This window comes from Shewanella sp. MF08487 (genome assembly GCF_050848685.1).
Lineage (GTDB): Bacteria > Pseudomonadota > Gammaproteobacteria > Enterobacterales > Shewanellaceae > Shewanella > Shewanella glacialipiscicola.
This window is the reverse complement of the sequence record NZ_JBOZPB010000033.1, coordinates 19,320-37,851: the sequence shown is the minus strand read 5'-3', so window position 1 is coordinate 37,851 and position 18,532 is coordinate 19,320. Positions and strand designations below refer to the sequence as shown.

At 44.9% G+C, this 18,532-nt stretch carries 15 protein-coding genes; 10 read left to right on the top strand and 5 right to left on the bottom strand.

Translation table 11 applies throughout. The features are described from left to right. On the top strand, nucleotides 1–116 hold a 116-nt coding region (locus tag ACRN9H_RS18135), incomplete at its 5' end, for an IS3 family transposase (RefSeq protein WP_432315569.1). Between the two features lie 267 nt (nucleotides 117–383). Here the strand turns inward: ACRN9H_RS18135 and metK are convergent. Next, nucleotides 384–1,535, bottom strand: coding sequence for a methionine adenosyltransferase (metK, locus tag ACRN9H_RS18130; protein WP_432315565.1), 1,152 nt, complete (start codon nucleotides 1,533–1,535; stop codon nucleotides 384–386). A 487-nt stretch (nucleotides 1,536–2,022) separates the two neighbouring features. Here metK and tkt point away from each other — a divergent pair, with 487 nt between their 5' ends. The 6 genes from tkt to nhaD all read left to right on the top strand — a co-directional run bounded on the left by tkt (nucleotide 2,023) and on the right by nhaD (nucleotide 10,378). Beyond that, complete coding sequence (tkt, locus tag ACRN9H_RS18125; protein ID WP_432315563.1) at nucleotides 2,023–4,017, top strand: transketolase; 1,995 nt, start codon at nucleotides 2,023–2,025, stop codon at nucleotides 4,015–4,017. A 116-nt stretch (nucleotides 4,018–4,133) separates the two neighbouring features. Then, nucleotides 4,134–5,150: an erythrose-4-phosphate dehydrogenase gene (epd, locus tag ACRN9H_RS18120; RefSeq protein ID WP_432315561.1), complete on the top strand. Its 1,017-nt coding sequence runs from the start codon at nucleotides 4,134–4,136 to the stop codon at nucleotides 5,148–5,150. Between the two features lie 134 nt (nucleotides 5,151–5,284). Continuing rightward, nucleotides 5,285–6,460: a phosphoglycerate kinase gene (locus ACRN9H_RS18115; protein WP_432315559.1), complete on the top strand. Its 1,176-nt coding sequence runs from the start codon at nucleotides 5,285–5,287 to the stop codon at nucleotides 6,458–6,460. Between the two features lie 195 nt (nucleotides 6,461–6,655). Further along, a complete protein-coding gene (gene fba / locus ACRN9H_RS18110; RefSeq protein WP_076497569.1) occupies nucleotides 6,656–7,723 on the top strand; it encodes a class II fructose-bisphosphate aldolase in 1,068 nt (355 codons plus the stop codon). A gap of 204 nt (nucleotides 7,724–7,927) precedes the next feature. After that, the gene (locus ACRN9H_RS18105) at nucleotides 7,928–8,665 is read left to right on the top strand and encodes a DUF481 domain-containing protein (RefSeq protein ID WP_220774394.1); all 738 of its coding nucleotides are present in this window, start codon (nucleotides 7,928–7,930) and stop codon (nucleotides 8,663–8,665) included. A gap of 240 nt (nucleotides 8,666–8,905) precedes the next feature. Then, nucleotides 8,906–10,378, top strand: a complete 1,473-nt coding sequence (gene nhaD / locus ACRN9H_RS18100; protein ID WP_432315556.1) for a sodium:proton antiporter NhaD — start codon at nucleotides 8,906–8,908, stop codon at nucleotides 10,376–10,378. Between the two features lie 65 nt (nucleotides 10,379–10,443). On the opposite strand, the gene ACRN9H_RS18095 is transcribed toward nhaD, so the two are convergent. Continuing rightward, nucleotides 10,444–10,971 (bottom strand): hypothetical protein, encoded by a 528-nt coding sequence (locus tag ACRN9H_RS18095; protein ID WP_263190240.1) that lies wholly within the window; start codon nucleotides 10,969–10,971, stop codon nucleotides 10,444–10,446. Nucleotides 10,972–10,981: 10 nt separating this feature from the next. Beyond that, a complete protein-coding gene (locus tag ACRN9H_RS18090) occupies nucleotides 10,982–11,803 on the bottom strand; it encodes a cytochrome C (protein WP_432315554.1) in 822 nt (273 codons plus the stop codon). Between the two features lie 433 nt (nucleotides 11,804–12,236). On the opposite strand from ACRN9H_RS18090, the gene ACRN9H_RS18085 reads away from it, so the two are divergent. The 3 genes from ACRN9H_RS18085 (at nucleotide 12,237) to ACRN9H_RS18075 (ending at nucleotide 15,012) form a co-directional block, all read left to right on the top strand. Next, nucleotides 12,237–12,986, top strand: a complete 750-nt coding sequence (locus ACRN9H_RS18085) for a winged helix-turn-helix domain-containing protein (protein ID WP_432315552.1) — start codon at nucleotides 12,237–12,239, stop codon at nucleotides 12,984–12,986. Continuing rightward, complete coding sequence (locus ACRN9H_RS18080; protein ID WP_432315550.1) at nucleotides 12,979–13,509, top strand: hypothetical protein; 531 nt, start codon at nucleotides 12,979–12,981, stop codon at nucleotides 13,507–13,509. Before ACRN9H_RS18085 ends, ACRN9H_RS18080 begins: the two co-directional genes overlap by 8 nt. 99 nt (nucleotides 13,510–13,608) lie before the next feature. Then, complete coding sequence (locus tag ACRN9H_RS18075; RefSeq protein WP_432315548.1) at nucleotides 13,609–15,012, top strand: hypothetical protein; 1,404 nt, start codon at nucleotides 13,609–13,611, stop codon at nucleotides 15,010–15,012. Here ACRN9H_RS18075 and ACRN9H_RS18070 read toward each other — a convergent pair. Together ACRN9H_RS18070 and ACRN9H_RS18065 are read right to left on the bottom strand one after the other, a co-directional pair. Next, the gene (locus ACRN9H_RS18070) at nucleotides 14,996–17,230 is read right to left on the bottom strand and encodes a PAS domain-containing protein (protein WP_432315546.1); all 2,235 of its coding nucleotides are present in this window, start codon (nucleotides 17,228–17,230) and stop codon (nucleotides 14,996–14,998) included. The genes ACRN9H_RS18075 and ACRN9H_RS18070 overlap by 17 nt on opposite strands. A gap of 156 nt (nucleotides 17,231–17,386) precedes the next feature. Beyond that, on the bottom strand, nucleotides 17,387–18,106 hold the full coding sequence (locus tag ACRN9H_RS18065; protein ID WP_432315544.1) for a TatD family nuclease-associated radical SAM protein: 720 nt from the start codon (nucleotides 18,104–18,106) through the stop codon (nucleotides 17,387–17,389). Between the last annotated feature and the right edge of the window lie 426 nt (nucleotides 18,107–18,532).

The window sequence follows — 18,532 nt, the reverse complement described above, 5'->3', positions numbered from 1 at the left end:
AAGATGTGACGGCTTACATGAAATATTACAACTTGGAGCGACTTCATTCTGCTAATGACAATCTGTCACCGGTAGAGTTTGAAAATTCTCAAGTAAAAGTGTCCAGTTTGGGTTGACCAGTACAGGCGACATGGTCGCTTATTCACATCCATGTGATCGCGACATTAGTATGTCCTATACAGCAGATGTCGCCGTCGAGCCTATAGGGATACTTTTTTAAATGAACGGGCGTGAGTCACAGGGGAAGCAATGACAATGAATGCTGCACAACTGACGATACAATTTTCTTGCTTTGGGGAACCAAATTGCAGGCATAAAAAAACCGCTGGGTAGCGGTTTTTATGGTTTGCAATCTTAGCGGTTTTAATCGTAAACGATTTAAATTATAAACCCGCGTCAGCGCGCAGCGCTTCAGCTTTATCGGTCGCTTCCCAAGGGAACTCGCTACGACCGAAATGGCCATAAGCGGCAGTCGCTTGATAAATTGGACGTGCTAAATCTAGCATTGCTGTTAAACCGTATGGGCGCAGCTCAAAGTGTTGACGCACTAGTTTGATCAGCAGTTCTTCAGACACTTTACCCGTACCGAAGGTCTCGATGCTGATAGAGGTAGGCTCTGCCACACCAATAGCGTAAGACACTTGGATTTCACAGCGATCCGCAAGACCTGCTGCTACTATGTTTTTTGCCACATAACGGGCAGCGTATGCCGCGCTACGGTCAACTTTTGATGGATCTTTACCAGAGAATGCGCCACCACCATGACGAGCCATGCCGCCGTAGGTATCAACGATGATCTTACGACCCGTTAAGCCGCAATCGCCTACTGGACCACCGATAACAAAACGGCCAGTTGGGTTGATAAAGAACTTAGTGTCTTTGTTTAGCCATTGAGCCGGTAATACTGGCTTGATGATGGTTTCCATCACGCCTTCAATTAAGTCAGCTTGTGAAACGTCATCTCTGTGCTGAGTAGATAACACGACGGCATCGATACCGACAATTTTGCCATCGTCATAGGCAAAGGTGACTTGGCTTTTTGCATCTGGGCGTAACCAAGGCAGGGTGCCATTTTTACGCACTTCAGACTGACGTTTCACTAATGCGTGGGCATAAGTGATAGGTGCAGGCATCAGAATGTCGGTTTCGTTGTTGGCATAGCCAAACATTAACCCTTGATCGCCAGCACCTTGCTCTGCAGGGTCTGCGCGGTCTACACCTTGATTGATATCAGGTGATTGCTTACCAATGGCGTTTAATACCGCGCACGAGTCTGCATCAAAACCCATATCTGAATGGGTATAACCAATTTCACGCACCGTTTTACGGGTGATTTCTTCAATATCAACCCAGGCAGAAGTCGTGACTTCACCGCCGACTAATACCATGCCGGTTTTGACATAAGTTTCACACGCTACGCGTGCTTTGGGATCTTGAGCCAGAATTGCATCTAGCACAGCATCAGAAATCTGATCTGCAATCTTATCGGGATGACCTTCTGAGACCGACTCAGAAGTAAACAAGTGCTTTGCCATAGTAGGAAAATCTCGTCGTTAGCATTCAAACGTGTAGAAGCATCTACATCTAGACGGCTATTTTAGTGGAATTTCACTTTGATGACACCCCCTAAGCAAAATATTTGCGTGTAAAGTGAGGTGTACCTCAATTGTGAACATAATCGTATCGCTTAATTTATAGTGTAAGCATATGAATTAATATATTTTATATTGATTACTTCTTTTAAAACTAATCTAGCGTTGCGCTGGAAACTCTCTCTAGCTTAGGTCATTTTATCGATGTCGTTGTTAGGTGTAAGTGACAAATAATCCATTCTAATTTACAGATGTGTACTGTTAATGCTGAGTAATTAGCGTATTTCATCATTCGTATACGTCAACCTGAGCCCTTTGGATCGGTTAAACTTAGGTTCTTTCGTGCATTTTCGTTTGCGTCCTCTTCGGATGTAGGGGAAAATATGCATCCAAATTGCCCGCTAGACCCCACAAACAAGCAGGAGAGAGCATGTCTTCCCGTAAAGTACTCGCAAACGCAATCCGTGCGTTAAGTATGGATGCAGTTCAAAAAGCTAATTCAGGCCATCCCGGCGCCCCAATGGGTATGGCAGATATTGCTGAAGTGCTGTGGAATGATTTCCTTAAGCACAACCCGACCAATCCTAAATGGGTAGATAGAGACCGTTTCGTTCTTTCTAACGGTCATGGTTCAATGCTGATCTACTCTTTACTACACCTGAGTGGTTATGAATTACCGATTGAAGAACTGAAGCAGTTCCGTCAATTGCATTCAAAAACACCGGGTCACCCAGAATACGGTTACACCCCAGGTGTTGAAACCACAACGGGTCCACTCGGTGCGGGCATCAGCAATGCTGTCGGTATGGCGATTGCAGAAAAAACCTTAGCGGCACAGTTCAACCGTGATGGTCACGATATTGTTGATCACTACACTTACTGTTTCCTTGGCGACGGCTGTTTAATGGAAGGTATTTCACACGAAGCCTGTTCATTAGCCGGTACGTTAGGCTTAGGCAAACTGGTCGCATTTTGGGATGACAACGGTATTTCTATCGATGGCCATGTTGAAGGCTGGTTCACCGATGATACGCCAAAGCGTTTCGAAGCTTACGGCTGGCATGTCATTGCTGGTGTTGACGGTCACGATAGTGATGCTATCCGCGCTGCTATCGAAGCGGCTAAAGCGGTTACCGATAAACCGACTATGATTTGCTGCAAAACCATTATTGGTTTTGGTTCACCTAACAAATCTGGCAGCCACGATTGCCACGGCGCGCCATTAGGCGATGCAGAAATTGCCGCCGCCCGTGAGTTCCTTGGTTGGCCACATGCCCCATTTGAAATCCCAAGCGAGGTTTATGCGGGGTGGGATGCTAAAGCTGCGGGTGCTGCCCGTGAAGCGGCTTGGAATGAGAAGTTTGCGGCTTACGCTACTGCCTATCCAGAACTGGCTGCTGAATACGATCGCCGTGTACTAAAAGGTGAGTTACCTGCTGATTTTGAAGAAAAAGCGCAAGCCTTTGTTCAAGCATCACAGGACAAAGCTGAAGGTATTGCGAGCCGTAAAGCCTCACAAAATGCCATTGGTGCTTTCGGTGCTATGTTGCCTGAACTGTTAGGCGGCTCTGCTGACTTAGCGGGTTCTAACTTGACACTGTGGTCAGGTTCTAAAGGTATTCAAGACGATCCTGCCGGTAACTACATTTACTACGGCGTGCGTGAATTCGGCATGAGCGGCATTATGAACGGTGCTTCGCTGCACGGTGGTTTCATCAATTACGGCGCAACTTTCATGATGTTCATGGAATACGCACGTAACGCAGTACGTATGTCGGCGCTGATGGGGATTCAAAACATTTTCGTTTATACCCATGACTCTATCGGTCAAGGTGAAGATGGTCCAACGCATCAGCCAGTTGAGCAATTAGCTAACCTGCGTATGACGCCAAATATGGCCGTATGGCGCCCATGTGACGCGGCAGAAACAGCTGTTTCTTGGAAAGCTGCGATTCAACGCCGCAATGCGCCAACATCACTGATTTTCAGCCGTCAAAACCTCAAAGCTCAAGCGCGTACTAGCGAACAGTTAGCCAATGTGGCTAAAGGTGGTTACGTACTGCAAGATTGTGCTGGTACGCCAGAATTGATCTTGATTGCAACGGGTAGCGAAGTACAGCTAGCAATGGATGCAGCTGCAGCATTAACCGAACAAGGTAAACACGTTCGTGTGGTTTCTATGCCATCAACTACTGAGTTTGATAAGCAAGATGCCGCTTATAAAGAATCTGTATTACCACGTGCTGTAACTAAACGTGTGGCGATTGAAGCGGCGCATAGTGATTTCTGGTATAAGTACATTGGTTTTGAAGGCAAAGTTGTAGGTATGACCACTTTTGGTGAGTCAGCGCCGGGTAACGTGCTATTGAATCACTTCGGTTTCACCGTTGAAAATGTGCTGAATGCTGCAAAATCATTGGGCTAATGGCTCAAGGGATTAGATTCAATACAAAAGGTTAAACTTTTTAAGTGTTAATCTGTATAATACGGCCTGCAATCTTTTGCAGGCCGTTTTTGTATTTAGAGGAAATTGAGACCTCAATGATCCGAGTCGCTATCAATGGTTATGGCCGTATCGGCCGCTCTATTCTCCGAGCTTTATATGAGTCTGGAAAACGGCAGCAAATGCAGATTGTCGCGATTAATGAATTAGCTAAACCTGAAGCCATTATTCATCTGACCCAGTACGATACCACCCACGGTCGGTTTGCGCATAAAGTGAAGCTCGCTGATGATCATATGCTGATTGGCGATGATGCGATTAAAATTCTCCACGAGCCCGATCCCACAAAACTCCCTTGGCATGAGATGGACATAGATATTGTCTATGAAGCTACTGGCGTATTAGTCGATCGTCAAAGCTGCGAAGCCCATATTCATGCGGGCGCAAAACAAGTGCTGATAAGCCATCCGTCTTCTGCCGATGTCGATGCCACGATTGTGTACGGCGTTAACCACGATTTACTCCGTGCCGAACACACAGTCGTTTCCAATGCTTCTTGTACGACGAACTGTATCGTACCTGTAATCGACGTGCTCGACCGCCACTTCGGCGTTAAAAGTGGTGCCATTACCACGATCCACTCCGCGATGAACGATCAACAAGTGATTGATGCTTATCATGATGATTTACGCCGAACCCGCGCCGCTGGCCAATCTATTATCCCAGTAGACACTAAGCTTGCCCGCGGTATTGAGCGGATTTTGCCGCACATGAAAGATAAGTTTGAGGCGATTTCGGTGCGAGTGCCCACTATCAACGTGACGGCGATCGATTTGTCTGTGACCTTAGAGAAAACCGTCGATATTGCCACTGTGAACCAGATGCTGGAATCGGCCGCCAATGGACGATTTAACGGCATCTTAGGCTATACTGATGAGCCCTTGGTTTCATGTGATTTCAACCATGATCCGCGCTCCAGTATTGTCGATGGTACCCAAACTCGCGTGAGTGCCGGTCAGTTGGTGAAGCTGCTGTTGTGGTGCGATAACGAGTGGGGGTTTGCCAATCGTATGTTAGATACGAGTTTGGCGATGATTGCGGCCAAGCGAGGCTGATAAAAGTAGATTATTCACTTGTTGGTCACTGAATTTATGCCCATTCGACGGGATGTCGAGCGCCGAGCGGCAGTCAATTCATACCGGCTATGTGTGAAACAGTTTGTTTTTTGATTATAAAAGGAAGCGTTACCATGGCAATTATCAATATGTCAGATCTGGATCTACAAGGTAAGCGCGTGCTTATCCGCGAAGATCTCAATGTCCCTGTCAGCAATGGCGTCGTCACCAGTGACGCACGTCTGCGCGCCTCTCTACCGACTATCGAGTTGGCCCTTGAAAAAGGTGCGGCTGTGATGGTGATGTCGCATTTAGGTCGTCCGACCGAAGGCGAATACAATGCCGAATATTCTCTGCAACCTGTGGTCGATTATTTGGCAAAAGCCCTGTCTTGTCCTGTGCGTTTAGCGACCGACTATTTAGATGGCGTTGACGTTGCCGTGGGTGAAGTGGTTGTGTTCGAAAACGTGCGTTTCAACGTGGGTGAAGGTAAGAACAACGAAGCCTTATCGAAAAAAATGGCGGCGCTGTGTGATGTTTATGTGATGGACGCTTTTGGTACTGCACATCGTGCCCAAGCATCGACTCACGGCGTGGGCATGTTTGCTCCTATCGCCTGTGCCGGTCCATTACTGGCGCAAGAGTTAGATGCCTTAGGCAAGGCATTAGATAATCCTGCGCGTCCTATGGTGGCGATTGTCGGTGGCTCTAAAGTGTCGACTAAGCTGACCGTGCTAGAAAGTCTTTCAGGCATAGTCGATCAGTTAGTGGTTGGCGGCGGTATTGCCAATACTTTTATTGCGGCGGCGGGCTACAATGTCGGTAAATCGCTGTATGAAGCGGATTTGATCGACGAAGCTAAGCGTTTAGTGGCTAATGCGAAGAGCCGTGGCGCTGATATTCCTGTGCCGACCGATGTGGTCGTTGCAGGCGAGTTTAGCCCAACAGCAGCGGCAACGTTAAAATCGGTTAGCGAAGTCGCTGATGGCGAAATGATTTTCGATATTGGCCCAGATAGCGCTGAAGCACTGGCTAAAATCATCGAATCTGCTGGCACTATCGTGTGGAACGGCCCTGTGGGCGTGTTCGAATTCGACCAATTTGGTGAAGGTACTAAGCGTATTGCCCAAGCGATTGCCGATTCAAAAGCGTTCTCTATCGCTGGCGGTGGTGACACGTTAGCGGCGGTTGATAAGTACGGCATTGCCGATAAAATATCTTACATTTCGACTGGCGGCGGCGCTTTCCTCGAGTTCCTCGAAGGTAAAGAATTACCCGCTGTAGCTATGTTAGAAAAGCGCGGCGCTTAATCATTAAGTTTTAAAAAACGCGGCGCATAAGACGCCGCGATAAGCTTTGATAACATCAAAGCTTTCATAAAAAGTAACATAATTATAAAAAACCGCCCGTATTTAGCTAAGTGATTAGCTGAATACGGGCATAAAAATCCATCCAAACGATAGCGACCTCGGTGATAGATATCACCCTATTATTGGAGTTACAAAATGGCGTTAATTTCCCTACGACAACTACTTGATCACGCAGCAGAACATGGATACGGTGTGCCTGCGTTCAACGTTAATAACTTAGAACAGATGCGTGCCATCATGCAATCTGCTGAAGCAACAAACAGCCCTGTGATTGTGCAAGCCTCAGCGGGTGCGCGTAAATATGCTCGTCCACAGTTCCTTAAATATTTGATGGCTGCTGCCCTTGAGCAGTATCCAGATATTCCTGTGTGTATTCACCAAGACCACGGTACCGATCCTGATATCTGTCAGCGTTCTATTCAATTGGGTATGTCATCAGTGATGATGGACGGCTCTTTAATGGCTGACGGTAAAACGCCCGCCTCTTATGAGTACAACGTCGATGTGACTCGTCGCACTGTCGCTTTTGCCCATGCATGTGGTGTGTCGGTAGAAGGCGAAATCGGCTGTTTAGGTAGCTTAGAAACAGGTCAAGCGGGCGAAGAAGATGGCATTGGTGCCGTGGGTACATTAAGTATGGACCAAATGCTAACGACTCCTGATGAAGCCGCGCGTTTTGTCGCGGATACCCATGTTGATGCATTAGCGATTGCCATTGGTACTAGCCATGGCGCTTATAAGTTCAGCCGTAAACCTACGGGTGAGGTGCTGCGCATCGATCGCATTAAAGAAATCCATGCTCGCATTCCTAATACACATTTGGTCATGCACGGTTCATCTTCAGTGCCGCAAGAGTGGTTGAAAATCATCAATCAATATGGCGGTCAGATCCCTGAAACCTACGGTGTACCATTAGAAGAAATCGTTGAAGGCATCAAACACGGTGTACGTAAAGTCAACATTGATACCGACTTACGTTTAGCATCAACGGGTGCTGTTCGTAAATTCTTAGCTGAAAACCCAAGTGAATTTGATCCACGTAAATTCCTTAAAGCATCAATGGAAGCCATGGCTGATATTTGTACTATCCGCTATGAAGCTTTTGGTTGTGCCGGCCAAGCATCTAAGATTAAACCATTGTCTTTACAAGCAATGTATAAAGCGTATCAATCTGGTGCATTAGATCCAAAGATCAATATGTAAGCGTTATCGCTGCAATAGAAACCCGCTGCGGCGGGTTTTTTTATGGCTAAAATAGATGAAATTTTTATTTTTTAATCGTAAATGTTAATATCGCTGCGATTTTCAGAGGAAAATACTAACCCTTATTAATATGTGCTTATCTAACTATGTTGGGCCAAACAGATATTTATAGGGATTGGATTTACATAACGGGAACGAATAAAGATGAAGAAAGTACTAACCGCCGCGATATTACTGACGACACCTTTTATGGCAACTGCCGGTGCTGATTTTGTTAAAGGCGATAGAACATTTGCTGGTGAAGCCGAGCTAGGTGCCACGTTAACGACAGGTAACACCGAAACCTCATCATTCAAGGGGCGTTTAAATCTGAAGCATGAGCTAGGTGATTGGGAGAACCAGTACTTACTCGAAGGTTTATACAAAGAGGATTCTGAGACTGTCACGGCGAAGCGTTATTTTGTTGGTGCTCAAGGCAACTATAAGATGACAGATCGTAGCTACCTGTTTGCCAATGCCAACTACGAAGTCGACCCATTTACGGGTTATGAGTACACAGTATCTGGTGCTACTGGTTATGGTCATCGACTTTACGATAGCAGTAAAACTTTTTTAGATGTTGAAGCTGGTCCTGGTTATATCTATCAGCGTCTGGATAGCGAGCAAGCATTTATCGAAGGTTATGAAACTGATGATAGTGTGGTCGCGCACGGCGTGATCAATTTCGAAACCGAAATTACCGATACCTCTAAGTTCCAACAACGTTTTGTTGCGGATTATGGTGATAAGCTTGATGCCCGCTCGGAGACCTCATTAACCGCGAACATCATTGGTGCATTGGCGATGAAGTTTGCCGTTATCGTGCGTTATAACAGTGAGCCATTAGACAATAAGAAAGGTACCGATACAGAAACAAATATGACCTTGTTATATTCTTTCTAATACCGCGCTGCCGTTTTAACAAAAAGCACCTTGATGGTGCTTTTTTGTGGGTTCTTTTTAGGCTAAGCGACATCTTTTTAAGTAATTGCTGTATTAGTGCCTGCTATATGTGTACAAAAATTAATGTATTAAAACCGCTTTAGCGGTCACCTAATACAAGAAGTATGCGTTTTATCAATATTTACGTTTACTGAGCTATGGTAATTTTCTACCTAATTATCTTGGTAGAGAGTAGCTTTGATGAAATTACAGCGTGTATATAAAAATAGTGGAACAGCATTACTGAGCTTATTCAGTATGATCCTACTGGTAAGTCTGTTTTCACCGGCCGCATGGGCAATGGCTGAAAACGTTCAACCACTTAATTTAACGAGTGCGAGTGTCGGTTATCTTGCCGTGTGCGTATTCGTGCTTGCCTATATATTGGTTATGGCGGAGGAAACATTACACCTACGTAAATCGAAACCGGTACTGGTTGCAGCGGGTATTATCTGGGGCATGATAGGTTTTGTGTATGTGCAAAATGGCATGTCGGAAGTGTCGGAAGCGGCATTCAAACATAACTTGCTTGAATATGCAGAGCTTCTACTCTTCTTACTCGTGGCGATGACTTATATCAATGCGATGGAAGAGCGAAATTTGTTTGATGCCATTCGTGGTTGGCTTGTCGGCCGTGGGTTTAGTCTAAGAACCGTATTTTGGTTGACGGGGTTTATGGCGTTTTTTATCTCACCCGTGGCAGATAATTTAACGACTGCGCTATTGATGTGTGCCGTGGTGATGAAGGTGGGGGCTGGGCAACGCAAGTTTATCACCCTAGCCTGTATCAACATTGTGGTCGCGGCTAATGCGGGTGGAGCATTTAGTCCATTTGGTGACATCACAACCTTAATGGTATGGCAAAAAGGATTGGTACATTTTACCGACTTTTTCCACTTATTCATTCCAGCCTTAGTGAATTTTGTGCTACCCGCCGCCATCATGAGCCTGTTTGTTCCTCATTTTGTACCTGAGCCAGCAAAGGAGCAGGTTTACACTAAGCCAGGAGCAAAACGTATCGTAGCGCTATTTTTGCTGACTATTGCTACCGCCGTTTGCGCTCATTCCTTTTTAGGTATGCCGCCAGTACTGGGTATGATGACAGGATTAGGTTTTCTGCAATTCTTTGGTTTTTATCTGCGAAAAACGTTCAATAGATCCGTTGCCCGTGAGCGAGCAAAAGCTGAGTTAATACAAGATACATTACGTCTGCAGCAACTCGGCAGCGTGGTACCATTTGATGTATTCAGTCGAATTTCTCGCGCCGAGTGGGACACCCTGTTGTTCTTTTATGGTGTGGTGTTATGTGTGGGGGGCCTCGGTTTTATGGGCTATCTGAGTTTAGTCTCCGAGGCTATGTACTCCCATTGGGATGTCACTTATGCCAACGTGGCGATAGGGTTGCTCTCATCTGTGGTTGATAATATCCCGGTGATGTTTGCGGTATTAACCATGAATCCCGATATGCCGTTAGGGCAGTGGTTATTAGTCACGCTGACAGCCGGTGTCGGCGGTAGTTTACTGTCGATTGGCAGTGCAGCAGGTGTGGCTTTGATGGGACAGGCTCGTGGTATTTACACCTTTGGTGCTCATTTACGTTGGACACCTGTGATTGCCTTAGGTTATGTGGCGAGTATTTTTGTGCATCTATGGATTAACTCATCCATGTTTTAACGTTTATTATCAATAACAAAAAAGGCATCGAATGGATGCCTTTTGCTTAAATTGAGCAGTAACGCCTAGATTGATGGCGCTTCAATTAAGCTCAGTTCGTTATTCGCCTTAGCGCCATAAATCTGAATTGCGACTTTGATTTGAGCAACAGCATGGCTGGGATCTTGTTGCTGCCAATCTAAAGCGGGTATTTCAAATTGATATTGCCCCGTCTTTGTTTCTGTTAACTTACCGCCGCATTCCGTTGTATTTTGGCAACGATAACTTTGAGTGGTATGCCAGCGCTTCCATGCTTTAGGGTTTGAAGAAGCTTTATCGCTATCGGGAAAGCCAAAATAGTAAATATCATAGGCTTTTGCCGCTGTAATGGCCGCTTGCTGGGCATCCGTTAATGAAAATTGAATGGTGCCCGTCTGTTGGTCAAACTGGTTGAGAACGACGTTGATTTGCATCGCCTCATCGATATTCACACTATTTACCGCTGGCGGTGAGGGGGGCACCGGAGGGATGACTTCCTCTGATGTATTGTCGTCACTGCCACATCCGCTAAGCAACAATATGCTTAAGGTTACTGCGAGTAATGGGTATTTCATTACAGCCCCCTTAATTGAAGTGTCCGGTATGGCAAGTGGTGCATTCCATATCTGTTTTAACACTCGCTGCAGAGCCTAAGGTGCTTGAACTGCCATGGCAGGTTTGGCAATCCTGTGCATCTGTTGTTGGTTTACTGCCAACCAGTGCGCCAATATTTTCACCTTGGTAAGCCCGGTTTAATACATCAACTAAGTAATAAGCCATCGATGCAGATAGGCGGTAGCAGCGCTCACCTTTTTTAGCGAAAGGTAGACCAGAGGCCTTTGACCAGTTACTGATTGATGAGTGGCATAGCACGCTTTTTGCCTTTGATGAGCTGACAACAAGCGCTGTTTTTTCCGCTGTAGAACCAATGCCAGCGACAAACTCCGCTGAAGCTAATGGCAGTGTTGTATTTTCGTAGTAGCGGAAGGTGTTACCGATTACAGCATTATTCTGGCCGTTAATATCATCTAAGATATTTACTAACATGCCAATTGCATTGAGGTTGCCGCAAAGAGTGCCTTGACCTGCTACCCCTGCAAAACCATAGGCGGCTAAAGCCGTCGGAATGGTTTTAAATTTAGCTGCATCGACACTGCTCGATTGAGCCAGCATGGTAATAACAGCATGAAATACTTGATGCATGCATCCACCACCTGTTTCATAGGCAAGCTTTGCCGTTGCCATGGGATCAATGGGCACGTATTTCAACTTTTCTCCTAATGCTAAATAATATTGTCCTTCTTCGTTGGTGGCAGCGAGAACTGAGGTTCCCATCAGTGTTGCACCAGCTGCGACCGTGCTAATACCGATAATGCGGCTTAAGGCTTGGCGTCTATTAATACTCATCATCTATGTCCTCTATGTAGAATTACTTTTTTATTTATTAGCTGGTAAAGATAAATCTCTATGGGTTTGAATGTTAGAGACACAGACGATAAATGATGTGATTTGGGCCAGAGGATATGGACCTTTTAGATATTTGAAAAAACGCTCAAATACATAGGCTTTGTAGGCTAAAACCTTATGCTTTTATGTGTTAAATAGATTGGTTGCGAACTCATATCTCATTATTTGTAATATTTATGTAAATTTACGCGTAATTAACCCTGTACTACGGGGGATTTATTATTGTGACCTAAAGCAGGTTATGGCGGATTAGTCTTGAGCTTGGGCCTTGACTCACGAAACGTAACTATTTGCTGTCTTGGGTTAACAAGATCACATTAATCATCCGCTATTTTACCTAGACTTAATTCTATGTTTTTATGGAGTTGAGTGAATGACTATGCAATTGGGAGACTGCAGGTTTGATCGAGAGCGAGGCATATTGATTGAATTGTCTCGTGATGAATCTTGGCATCTTCCTCGGGCTGAATTACAAGTGCTCTCTTTACTGGTAGAACACCAAGGTAAGTTAGTTTCTAAATATATGCTTAAGATGGGGGATGGTCAGCACCCGCCGCTAACGGATACCTCGGTTGCCAGAGCCGTGTTTATGCTGCGCTCCTTTCTTGGCGCTCAGCATGAAGGCTTAATAGAAACCGTCAAAGGCCAAGGCTATTTACTGCAACCAGTAAATGGTAAAGAACGTAAATATGTCAATTATCTCAGACTACAGACAATCCCGTTATGGAGTGTATTGGTGTTGTTTGGTGCTATGTTAGCGGTTTCATTTTTTTATCTATATCAGATTGATCATAGTAAACCGACTCAAGCGTTGATGCATTCTGAGATCCCGTTAGCTTCTGGTCAGCATGTTCGATTACATCTCTATGCTAATTCTAATACCAATAACCTCTTACTCTTTAAGCTAGGAGAGCGTTTAAGTGCGGGATTTACGGCTTGTGGCCAAAGTGATTGGAAAGATGTTTATGGCTCTTTGTCCCATGATAAACAAGTGCTTAATATTACTTTGCGTGGTGAACAGTTAGGTCAGTCGGTGATCCGCAATATTAAGATCAGCGATTTTACGCAGCCAAAGGAGTTTATTGATGCGACATGGCTGCGGGAGGTCGATATCTGTGGCTAGGTGGCTAAAGTGGACGATTAATCTCGTTATTTTAACGGCATTGATTACGGCTTGTGGCGTGATTTATTGGCAGTCGATCACAAATCGGACGCTGATTTTAAATTGCAGCTCCGAATTATTTGACCGCCATTCTCATGGCAATGTTGACGGTAAATATTATTTACTCGTCGATGTACTAATTGCGGCTAATAATGCGCAGATTAACTATCGTTACTTCAATGTTGATGGCACGAGTGCGGGCACTATTTCGATGCAAGGTAAAGTGGAAAAAATAGAAGCCAATAGCATGACCTATCAGGTGGCAGTGCAGACAAAAACGGAGTCTGAACTTGAAAAGCATAAAGACTGGCCTGAGCATATGAAATATCTTTCATACATCAGCAGCTTACATTTCAATGCGTCTGGAATACACAATCTGAGTGTCGAAGTGCTTGATATGGATGATACTAAAGATTACGCCGTGGTTTTATTCCAACCGAGTAATACGGTTTGCGGTTGCCGAATCGTAAATAGTCGAATTTAATCAGTGTATTTGAGTTTATTTCAGTTAAGATTAGTGCTCACTTATTCTCGTTTATTGTTATGAGTTACGCCTTTAACGGAGACTCATGAAAAGGATGTTGTGTCTAAGATACGTATAAAGCAAGAAGAATCATTGTCGATTAAGTTCAGCCATCAGATGGAAAAGGGCGATAATCGTCAGCTCGATCTCTATTTCTTTTTACCTAAGGAAATGGGCATAGGCTCGCATACGCTTGATGAAGAAGAGTATTATTTCAGCTCGATTGTCGGCCGTCGATCTTACTATTCGGAAGGTTTACATTTACCTCTGGTGCAGGGGCGTTTTGCCAGTTTGAATCGTCGTACCATTGAAGAGTTTCGGTTATACCTTAATTTATTTGCCTACCAGTTTGCCGTTGCTGTCGAAAACGACGTTAAAGAACTTAAACAAATCACAGATGTTACCCATTTTTATTTCGCTCTTGATGAGCTGCGCGAACAAGTTGTTCAGTTACTGAAAAAGTTTCGCCGCAACGAGCCTGAGGATCCTAAATGGAAATCCTACTTTGAAAATGCGGATAATTACTTATCTTGGTTTTGTGAGCAACAGTTACTGAAAGTGCTCGCTCACGCCACGCGTACCAGCGATTTCAATGATATTCAAGAACGCGTATTAACCCTATGTCGTAATGAGTGTGCCTATCGGGATGAGCACAAATATAACTCAGTACAAACCAAACAAGACCCGAACAGAATCTCCAATAAGATGCTGTTATTACGACGGTTAATCCAACAAGGTGTGGTACTTAAAGAGGAATTAAAACCGTTAGGTATTGGCCTTAAAAAGTTCACTACAGGATTAGCGACCGCATTGGTGATGTTAGTGGTATCGGCGTTGATTATTCAGGCTCAAGGTGCATTTAGTGGTTTTACTATCGCACTGGTATTGACCTTAGCGGTGATTTACGGCTTTAGGGAAATTTTCAAAGACGATGTACGTAATGCCATGTGGCGATATGTGCAGCGCGGTAGACCCCGCTGGAGCCGAATTTTGCGTGATACCACCAGTCAGGCAATCATAGCTAAGCAGTTAGTTTGGCTTGAGTTTATGCGTCAGCAAGATCTTCCTGATAAAGTCAGCGACATTCTAAAGCACCGGCATAGTCAAAATAAGGTCGATGCGGAAATTCTGCATTATAAAATCGCCACTAAGGTGAATCATAGCGAGTTCCAAGCGGGATATTCGACTATCCAAGAGCAAGTAAATTTTAGTTTAGTGCCTTTTGCCCGTTACTTAGAGCGAGGGAAAGCTAAGATTTATAAGGAAGTTGAAGGTAAAATTAGCCATGAATCGGTTGAGCGTCGCTATCAAGTTAACTTGATTTTAGTGTTACGCGAGGGCCGTGAAGCCCCGCAGTATATTCGCTATAAAATTACCATGAACCGCTCGGCCATCATTGAAATTACCCAGAGCGAATTGCCAGACTCTGTTAATGCTCCCGAATCAATTATTGATGACGAGTAAAAGCTTGGCCAATGTTCTGCTCGTTATTTTGTTTAGCGCGCCTTAGAGCAATTTCAGCATTATTAAGATATTGCTCTAATGTTTGGCCTTCTTGATAACCCGCGATACCAATACTGATACCTTCACTTAGGCCATTACCAGAGAGTTTTTCCATCATATTAAGAGCAAAACTATGGGCATGGGTGGCATCCGTGTCTGGCAACATCATGATTATTTTGCCCAATTGCCAATGAAGGATTTGATAATGAGCTGGAATTTCAAGTAGTAATTGTACTTCCACTTCTTGCTGCCGATTCGCCAGTTGGTCTATGTCACTCATATGACTCAACATACCTTCAGGATTAATATCCATTAATAATAAACTTGAACTAAGGCGGCTTTGCGGCGGCAACGAGGTAAAGTAGTTTTCTAAATCGCCTAATCGTTTCAGTATTACACTGCGATGTGGTATCAGGTCACGCTTCTCCCTGTTTAAGCCCCGCTCGTCAGCTTGCTCTAAAGTACACACAATATAATCAATCTCACCATCGGCTCCGACATGGCCTTTTAAGGTGGCTTGTAAGCAATGCGAGCGCGGCTCCTTGGGGGCGCACAGTATTTGTCCTTGCCACTGACCTTGCATAGCGATTTGAGAGCTGATCCTTTGCCATTGATTGCCTAAATCGTTGGCGAGTAATGTGGCTAAATCGTGATTCAAATCCCCATTGAGTTGCATCATGGCATCGAATGCGGGATTCATTTTAATCAATTTACCATTCGCATCGGTGAGCGCTATGGCAACATTGCTATCGCAGAGTAGCTCATTGAGGAAGGCTTGCTGCTTACTCTGGATGAGCTCACTAATATCTTCAAGGGTAATTAATAAATGCGGTGAACCTCGGCTCGCCCTTGGCGCTTGACGCACATGAACTCGTAGCGTCGGGCCATTAATACTTTCGAGGCTTATGTCCCCTGACCATTGCCCAATTTTATGTACGTACTCCATTAACTCGACATATGTGTTGTCATCAAGGCATAACGTTCGCTGTAGGCTGCGGTCAGTCAGCTCATCGAGTGGAACTAATGTCGCTTCAGCGGCTTTAGTATTGGCGCTAATCACTCGAGCATTTTCGTTGACCATCATAAAGCCGATATCACTATTAAATAAGCCATTAGCGACATCGATACTGTATTGGCGGGAACGTTGTTGTAAGCGATACATATGGCTGAGTAATATTACCCAAGCAGCTAAAAGAGTGAGAATTAATGAAGCGGCGATGACAATATTTTGCCATTGGTAAAACTTTGCCGCTATGTCTGAGTTACGTACATAAGAGAGTAAATAGTACTCTCGGCGGGTCTCTGGCTGAGCGGTAAGCTCAAGTTTAAGGTAGACGAACGTGGCATCTTCACCGTGAAATTGCCCAAAATTATTCATCGACATTTCGCGCCACAGGGCAGGATAGCTTTGTTTTAAACTCGCTCCTAAGCTGGTGGGGATATTATTTAAAGGAGCTAAATTGTTGGCACCTGTGTAGAGCAATCCCTGCGTGTCGAGCATCAACATGGGGGAGCGATTACTCGAAAATGCTGGCTTTATAGCCTCAAGCATTTGCTCCATAGAGTTATAAGTGACTATGTATCCCATAGAGCTCTGATCGGCCTTTTCTAGCCACGCCATTTGATACAGATAGGCCTCTAGCTTACCGTCAATGGGGACAAACTCCAGTGGTGAAGTATAGACTTCTCTGCCGCCCATCTGGCGGCTCACACCAAGTATGGCGGGCGGTAGGGAATCTTTGCTGAAATTCGCGGCGGTTGAGAATTTATAGTTACCTTGGGGATCGTATAGCGTTACGCCGAGCAGCTCAGGAATGTTTTTAACCAGTTCTTGCCAGTGTTGCTGTAGTACACGTTGCTGTTTGGCGGTAGGATTACTTAAGTATTGTTTGAGTCGTTCATCATTGGCAAAAATTAAGGTGCGAAATTGCTGAAAAGAGACTTTGTCGGTGACAAGCGTGCCTATGGTTTGCAGCTCACTGTATCTCTGTGTCGCCCACTCTTCCTGTAGACGGCGCTCCCCTAAGGTAATAATCAAGTTGGTCAAAATGATCGAGCCAATTACCAGCATCGAAAGCTGGCTTGCAACGGCCAGTAAACGTTGATGCGACCAGTAGATCCCTTGGGTTAATGAGAGCAGCGGCGCTAGGGGATACGTACTTGAATTATTCTTCAGCATGAACCGATTATGTGTAGGTGATCTGTTAATGACACTATGTTAACACGAAAGAATTGTTACTACAGTGTCTGTTGCAGCGTAAAGTTTTAATTGCAAGATTAAGGTGATTTTATGGGGCGATTACGGCGCGGATACCGCAAAGTATTATTGTTATATTTAACCTAAAGCACCTAATACGCGATGCTTGAATTGGCAACCATAGCTCTCAACCTGTTCCCGACATCTAACGATATCGACCCCCGCTAACCCCTCGATAGCTGAAACTTGTACTGTATCAATATAGTGTGGAGCTAACGCAATAAAGGCATGCACCGCAGCATAAGAGCCATCGATTTTTGGGCGGCAATGTTCAATATAAGCAGCTTCATTATCGGCATTGAGAGAAATCGATAAGCAGTCTACGCAGTCGGCAAGTTCTGGCAGAATATTACGTCTATGCACTAGATTGCCCAAACCATCAGTATTAATGCGTACTCGTCCACCTCTTTGCTTAATTTCTTTTGCCACAGCGAGCAGGGTGGGAAGATTTAAGGTTGGCTCGCCATAGCCGCAAAACACATATTCCTCAAAGTCTTTAGCCTCACCTAATAAAGGAATAATTTCTTCAGGCTTAGGTTGATGGCTTAAGGCCAATTGATATTCGTGGATCTGTTTACTGCCATTATGTTTGGGGCAAAAGGCGCAGCGTAGGGTGCAGCGACCAGTGATATTGAGGTAGCGGCTACGGCGAATATCATAAACTAAGGTTTCTGCTGCGCAGGTTCCATCAGTGCAAACATCGTCGTTGATGTGGCTGTCGATGAGGGCAGTTGTGAGAGGCTCAGTACTAACAACGTTTGGTTTATCAATATTTGGTGTGTGCAGTTGCTCAGACATAACGAAGGTTTCATTCTAACGATAACGGACGACTTAGCCACAGTGTAGCGAAAGCGTAACGGCATAACTGTCAGCTAGATCGCAACTTGAAAGCGCAAGGCATTGAGTGGTTAGCGTTAGCTCAGCCCTCATGCTCAGCACACGTTGATACCAGCGTGGATGATAAAAAAGAGAGCATAAGCTCTCTTTTTATAAATGATTAACTAGGGCGTGTTGACGTTTCAGGGTTATTTTTGCAGCGAGTTGGCTGGCTTTTATGCAAGGCAAAGCCCGTGCAGTATAGTTATTCTACATAAACGGGCGATAACGCAGCAGAAACGCCAGCCAAACGCTGCCCGAAGGGTTCGTCTGGCAAGCTCTTGCTCTTTGTCACTCGTCATTTGAGTAGAATAACTACATGTCACTCCTCGTTTCGTGATCACGAGC